Origin of the sequence: Streptomyces sp. 130, from assembly GCF_007096885.1 — a bacterium.
Classification (GTDB): Bacteria; Actinomycetota; Actinomycetes; order Streptomycetales; family Streptomycetaceae; genus Streptomyces.
This window is the reverse complement of sequence record NZ_VJNO01000085.1, coordinates 1-2,998: the sequence shown is the minus strand read 5'-3', so window position 1 is coordinate 2,998 and position 2,998 is coordinate 1. Positions and strand designations below refer to the sequence as shown.

Below are 2,998 nucleotides of genomic sequence, written 5' to 3'. Positions count from 1 at the left end.
CTGGCGGCGGGGCAGGCGAACTACGCGGCGGCGAATGTGTTCCTGGACGCGCTCGCGGTGCAGCGCCGGGCGGAGGGCTTGCCGGCCACTTCACTCGCGTACGGGCTGTGGAACGTCGCCACGGGCCTGACCGAGGCTGTCGAGGACGACGCCCGTCTCATGGCCGCACGCGGCCTGCCCGCTCTCGCCCCGGCCGACGCGCTCCGGCTCCTCGACGCCGGTCTGCGCTCCGGGCTGCCGGCACTGGTGCCGCTCGCCGTCGACGTACCGACCCTGAAGGCGCAGCCGGGCGCGCTGCACCCCCTGCTGCGGGACCTGGTCCTCGCCGAGGCGTCCGGCCCCGTGGTGCGGAGCCGGACGAAGAGCGCCGATCCCGCCGCACTGGTGGCACGCCTCACCGGACTCGGCTCCGAGGACCGCGAACGGGCCCTGCTGGACCTGGTGCGCGGACACGCCGCCGCCGTGCTGGGGCACTCGGGCCCCGAGGCGGTCCCGGCCGAGCGCGGATTCCTCGACGCCGGATTCGACTCCCTGACGGCTCTCGAACTCAGGAACCGGCTGAACGAGGTGACGGGTTGCCGGCTGGCGCCGACGCTGATCTTCGACTATCCCTCGGCCGCCGAGCTGGCCGCGCACCTGCGCCGCACGCTCTTCGGGGAGGACGTACCCGAGGACGACCTCAGCGCGGCCACCGCGGACGAGCTGTTCGACATTCTCGACGGCGAGGCGTAGGGCCGCTCCCGGCAGGCCCTGCCGGGAGCGGCATCAGGGGCTCGTGTGAGCACCCACCGGAGACGAGGAGCGAGTGTGCTGAACCGGATAGTCGTCGTGGGCGCGGCGGCCGCAGGACTGACCGCGGTGGAGACGCTGCGGGCCAAGGGGTACGAGGGAGAACTGACGCTCGTCGGTGACGAACGCCACCCGCCGTACGACCGTCCGCCGCTCTCCAAGGAATTGCTGGCCGAGAGCTGGGAGCCCCCGAGCACCTGGTTGCGCAAGGAGGACGCGCTGGCGGCCGTCGATGTCGATCTGCGTCTCGGCTGCCGGGCCACCGGCCTCGACCAGGCCGCTCGCACCATCACCCTCTCCAACGGCGAGAGGCTGCCCTACGACGCGGCGGTCATCGCGACCGGCCTCCGGCCGCGCAGGCTGCCCTGCGGGGGCGGACTGGAGGGCGTCCATGTCCTGCGGTCGCTGGACGACGCGGTGCGGCTGCGGGAGGCGCTCCTGGCCAAGCCCGAGGTGGCGGTGATCGGGGCGGGCTTCCTCGGTGCGGAGGTCGCCGCCACGGCGCGCGGTGCCGGACTCGACGTGACACTCATCGACACGAACGACCAGCCGCTCGCGCGCCAGGTCGGCGCCGAGATCGGAGGGCTCGTGGCCGACCTGCACCGTGACAACGGAGTGCGGCTCGTTCTCGGCGCCGACGTCGTGGGCATGGCCCGGGCCGGCACGCGTGTCCGCGGAGTCATGCTGGCGGACGGCAGCGTCGTCCGCGCGGACCTGGTCGTCGTCGCGATCGGCTCCGTGCCCGCCGTGGACTGGCTCGCCGATTCCGGACTGCCCCTGGGCGACGGGGTCCTGTGCGACGCGTACTGCCGGGCCGCCCCCGGGGTCTGGGCGGCGGGAGACGTCGCCAACTGGCCCCACCCCATGGTGGCTGGAGCCCGGGTCAGGCTCGAACAGCGGACCAACGCCGCCCAGCAGGCCATGGCGGTCGCCGCGAACCTGCTGGCGGGCGAAGCGGGAGCGAAGCCGTACACCCCCGTGCCGTTCGGCTGGACGCATCAGTTCGGGGAGAAGATCCAGACCGTCGGCTGGTGCCCGCCCGACGCCAGGACGGAGATCGTCAGCGGCTCCACCGAGGACCGGGAATTCGTCGCCGCGTATCACCGCGACGGGGTCCTCGTCGGCGGGATGGGCTGGAACAGCGCGCGCGGCTTGCGGCAGTGCCGGCAGCTGCTCGGCCGGCCGTCGTCGGAGCTGGCCACCGCGGCGGCGGGCATCTGATCAGCTCCACCGGCAGGCCGGCACGTCCCGACCGGTACGGCACCGCACGCGGTGCCGTACCGTCTTTGCACCCCCCGCCTCACACCCCACGGTTCTACGGACGACGGACCCGAGGCGTATACCATGCTCTATGCGTGCGTGATACGCATGGAAAGGCTCTGATGAAGGCAGGCACGAGATGACGGCTGGCGAAGGAACGAGCACGGAAGGCGTCGGCCTGCCGAACAGCATTGAGGTGCTCTGGGAACTGCGGAGCCGGGAGCAGCGCGCTGTACGTACCGGTCTGAGTGTCGAGCGCATCGTGACGGCCGCGATCGAGTCGGCGGACGCCGACGGTCTCGCCGGCCTGTCCATGTCCCGCGTGGCCAAGAGCCTCGACTTCGGCACCATGTCGCTGTACCGCCACGTGTCGAGCAAGGACGAGCTGCGGCAGCTGATGCTCGACATGGCCTATGGCACCCCGCCCCAGGTCGACACGGCCGACGGTGACTGGCGGGGCGGGCTGGAGCAGTGGGCCCGCGCCTTCCAGGAGGTCTTCCACCGGCACCCCTGGATGCTGCAGATCTCGGTGAGCGGGCCGCCCCTGGAGCCGGGGCAGCTCAGCTGGCTGGAGTGCGGCCTTCGCACGCTGGGCGGCACCAGCCTGCGGCCGGACGACAAACTGTCCGTGATGATGCTGATGATCGGCTACGTGCGCAACAACGTGCAGATGTCGCTCGGGGTCGTCACCCAGGACATCAGTGACACGGACCTGATGGCCAACTACGGTCGCGCGCTGGCCAAGTACGCCGACTCCACGTCCTTCCCCGCTCTTGTCGAGCTGCTGGAGGCCGGGGCGTTCGACGAGCCCGAGGACGACTTCACCTTCGGTCTCCAGCGGGTCCTGGACGGCATCGAGGTGCTGGTCCGCATCCGCAACGGTGAGAAGCCGCTCACCTGAAGGGCTTTCGTGTGGAAGGGGCTGGTCGCCCACCCGCCTGGGTGGGCG

3 protein-coding genes are annotated in these 2,998 nt (G+C 71.7%); all 3 read left to right on the top strand.

All coding sequences use genetic code 11. The features are described from left to right. Window positions 1-732: beta-ketoacyl reductase (locus FKN01_RS32015; protein WP_143626153.1), on the top strand; the 732-nt coding region annotated here is incomplete at its 5' end. A gap of 75 nt (window positions 733-807) precedes the next feature. Beyond that, window positions 808-2,010 carry an NAD(P)/FAD-dependent oxidoreductase gene (locus FKN01_RS32010; protein ID WP_143626152.1) on the top strand — a complete coding sequence of 401 codons (1,203 nt, stop codon included), beginning with the start codon at window positions 808-810 and terminating at the stop codon, window positions 2,008-2,010. Window positions 2,011-2,188: 178 nt separating this feature from the next. Next, window positions 2,189-2,950 carry a TetR/AcrR family transcriptional regulator gene (locus tag FKN01_RS32005; protein WP_260697095.1) on the top strand — a complete coding sequence of 254 codons (762 nt, stop codon included), beginning with the start codon at window positions 2,189-2,191 and terminating at the stop codon, window positions 2,948-2,950. Window positions 2,951-2,998: the final 48 nt, after the last annotated feature.